At 50.2% G+C, this 2,294-nt stretch carries 4 protein-coding genes and 1 pseudogene; 4 read left to right on the top strand and 1 reads right to left on the bottom strand.

What is annotated here, in order from left to right; genetic code table 11:
• The 3 genes from E0D98_RS28145 to E0D98_RS23415 form a co-directional block, all read left to right on the top strand.
• A partial coding sequence (locus tag E0D98_RS28145) for a hypothetical protein (protein WP_131891140.1) occupies window positions 1–245 on the top strand: 245 nt, incomplete at its 5' end.
• A gap of 9 nt (window positions 246–254) precedes the next feature.
• On the top strand, window positions 255–446 hold the full coding sequence (locus E0D98_RS23420; RefSeq protein WP_000264906.1) for a hypothetical protein: 192 nt from the start codon (window positions 255–257) through the stop codon (window positions 444–446).
• Between the two features lie 30 nt (window positions 447–476).
• Window positions 477–788 (top strand): hypothetical protein, encoded by a 312-nt coding sequence (locus E0D98_RS23415; protein ID WP_047083889.1) that lies wholly within the window; start codon window positions 477–479, stop codon window positions 786–788.
• Between the two features lie 142 nt (window positions 789–930).
• On the opposite strand, the gene dqlB is transcribed toward E0D98_RS23415, so the two are convergent.
• Window positions 931–1,026, bottom strand: coding sequence for a DinQ-like type I toxin DqlB (gene dqlB / locus E0D98_RS28490; RefSeq protein WP_000609151.1), 96 nt, complete (start codon window positions 1,024–1,026; stop codon window positions 931–933).
• 544 nt (window positions 1,027–1,570) lie between these two features.
• On the opposite strand from dqlB, the pseudogene E0D98_RS23400 reads away from it, so the two are divergent.
• Window positions 1,571–2,294 (top strand): annotated as a pseudogene (locus tag E0D98_RS23400) (conjugal transfer protein TrbA); the annotation flags it as partial.

The following is a 2,294-nucleotide window of genomic DNA, read 5'->3' as shown; positions in this document are numbered from 1 at the left end:
GGGCACATTGTGACGATGTGGAAGTGATCCCCCTGTGCCGTATGCATGACGGTCCCGTTTTCCGGGAACACCATATTAATGAACTCAGCGCCGCACTGGCCAGAATGCTCCATATGCACCACATACTGCTGGAACGAACCCGGTACAGAGAAAATATCCATGATGCAGAATGTATTCGTGAAATTCACGAAGCTCCCCTGCAGGCTACCGGCATCCTGGAAAAATACAAACGCACAAAATCATAAGGCAGTTCTATGTGGATACTGATTTTCTGGCTCTCATCCCCCTTTAATGTCTCCTCCGGCGATGCCCGGCAACCCACACTGGCCGTTCACAGTCAGGCGTTCCGTACTGAAAAAGCCTGTCGGGATGCCTTCACCGCGCTGAAAAAAGAAAACGTGGGGGAATTTGCTCTCCGTGGCGTCTGCGTCCCCGCCGGAGAATAAACAAGACATGATGCGCAACCGGAGTCCGCTATGACATCCCCGGACCTTATACAAGGTGATTTGCACCGAATGTCCTGGTCTCAGCTGGCAAAAGCCGCGGAAGAGTCGACAGCACATCATGATTATGCCCGGGCGTTAATATTGTGGCGGCATGCATATCATGCCGCCACGCTGACTATTAATAAAAACCTGGCAACCGCTAAAATCAACTTCTGTGCTAAGCGCATTCTGATGCGTAATCAAATGAGCAAAATAATCAGACATACAGACACAGACGAAAGACTCTTCCGTCTGAGTAAACACCATCATTTATATGAGAAAAAGAAAACAAAAGAGGGATGACAATCCCATGATATGGGAAAAACTTGCCATGCTTACTGCAGGTGCATTTTTGATACTGGCAGTCCTGTGGGGGTAATAATATCCTGTTTATTAAAGGGCAGAAGGCGGTGCCCCTCTGCCCTTAAGTACGTTTCCGGGATTATCAGTCAATAAGTTCCCGGATCAGTTCCAGAAGAGCTATCACTGCATTGACCACAGCAACAACTGCCCTGAGAACGATGATTAACAGGTTAATCATCCGTTTCTCCGTCAATGGAGGAAATCACTGCTGCTTACTCTTACATTGCCTGTCACAACAGCTCTCTCATTGTTAGCTGAAAAGAGACTTCCTCCGGCCAGAGCACCAGACTCAGCACCACCTGTTTGTCCGGCCAGGTCTTTGAATAGCACAGATCCATAGTCCCGATGGATTGATGCGAAGGTAAGTCTCCAGACAAGGCTAACTTACTGATTATACTTGTTTCAGGCGATATCGCTACTCCCGGAATAATAGATTGTAACTGACAGATTGCGATCAGGTGAATATAACGCTATTCTGGCAACGTTAGTTGAAAAGAGACTTCCTCCGGTCAGAGCCACCAACTCCACCCCGGAATCGCAAAAAAACCGGCCTCACCAGTCGGTTTTTTTGTACCTGTCTCCCACCACCTTCTGCCGTTCGCTCTTCTCTGTAAAAATGTCCTGTTGAATTCATTCCTGTCCGGTTATTACCGGCGCTGATTCGCATTCATGCCACCCGACTTAATCCCGAAATTTATCCATTCATCTATGGAGGAATCCCCGTGTCTTACCAACAGACGTCTGCCGCCGAAGATCCAATGGCTATATGGTATATCGTCGGTGCCATATGCCTGCTCTTTGCGATTATCATCTGGCGCTTTTTACCTGAAATCGTCTTCGCCTCCTGCCTGATCCTGCACACACTGTGGGGCATGATTGACTGGGGGCCCTTTCACAACTTTGCCGCCCCCCGTTACAACCTGCTGGCCATCACTGCTAACAACGCGGCAACCATCACTTTCAGCCAGTGGCTGGATGTTATGTCCCGGACAGTGGGGATCCTCTGGTTGATTCTGCTTCCCATGACATTCGGCTTTCTGTGGATGTGGTTTCACCATCCGGCCCAGCCCCGTTTTACCCGCAGGCCACTGAATATCCACACACTGCCCCATATTTTTTCAGCTCTGTCACCGGCGATCGCCCCCGTTCTGGCTGATGGAGACAACAACAGACTCTTCCACGGACAAAAACGTCCCGAGCGCCGTGTCGCACTAACCCCCGAAGCCTTTGTGGAGCAGAACAACCTTATCCGCAACATGCAGCTCGATGTTGCGTCCACACGCCAGTGCTTCATGGCGCAACTGGGGCAACCACTGACTAGCTGGAAAGACATGGCCCCACATGAAAAAGCGCTCTTTGCCATCTTTGGCCTGCAGTTCTTCCTCGGTGACCGGAAAGCAGCGGTAGCCCTGATGAACAACCTCAATCTCTCCTGCAGGCTCAAAA

Source organism: Escherichia sp. KCJ4928 (assembly GCF_004352695.1).
Taxonomy (GTDB): domain Bacteria; phylum Pseudomonadota; class Gammaproteobacteria; order Enterobacterales; family Enterobacteriaceae; genus ECMA0423.
The sequence above is the reverse complement of the archived record's forward strand: the minus strand, read 5'-3'. Positions and strand labels throughout refer to the sequence as shown.

Coding starts and splice junctions, on each gene's coding strand:
- dqlB (WP_000609151.1), bottom strand. CDS start 1,026: ATGATTAACCTGTTAATCATCGTTCTCAGGGCAGTTGTTGCTGTGGTC.
- E0D98_RS23415 (WP_047083889.1), top strand. CDS start 477: ATGACATCCCCGGACCTTATACAAGGTGATTTGCACCGAATGTCCTGG.
- E0D98_RS23420 (WP_000264906.1), top strand. CDS start 255: ATGTGGATACTGATTTTCTGGCTCTCATCCCCCTTTAATGTCTCCTCC.